This is a genomic window from Vibrio sp. 10N.222.49.C9, from assembly GCF_041474985.1.
GTDB lineage: Bacteria > Pseudomonadota > Gammaproteobacteria > Enterobacterales > Vibrionaceae > Vibrio > Vibrio crassostreae_C.
The window spans coordinates 1-391 of record NZ_JBFRVD010001058.1; the positions used below are offsets into that span (position 1 = coordinate 1).

Sequence of the window (391 nt, forward strand, 5' to 3'; positions counted from 1 at the left end):
ATCCATGCTGATGTTCTCGTAGGCAAGAGAGTACTGACAGCTCCAGTCTTCATTAATGGTACAGAAACCGTGGTTCATAATACGGTAACTGGTACCTGGGGTAGTTAGGTTTAGCAGCTCACCTTCACCATCATGCCAACCGCCAACACCGATACCACCATTCATCTGTACCGTGAAGATGTTGTATGTACCAGCAAAGCTCGCTTTGTGGTTCACAGTAAACATGTAGCCATCACGATCGTAGTTACCTGCACCTACGTGCTTCTTAATGTCGGTATCGTCGATAATGTACGCGTAGTTAGCACCTAGTGTCAGGTTGCCGCCTAAGAAATCAATGCCATGCACACGGAACTCAGGCATTAGTACCGCAGATCGTCGCGTGCTATCAGGG

General features: G+C 48.1%; 1 protein-coding gene. It reads right to left on the reverse strand.

What is annotated here, in order from left to right:
* A partial coding sequence (locus AB4585_RS26885; RefSeq protein ID WP_372171791.1) for a carbohydrate porin occupies positions 1 to 391 on the reverse strand: 391 nt, incomplete at both ends.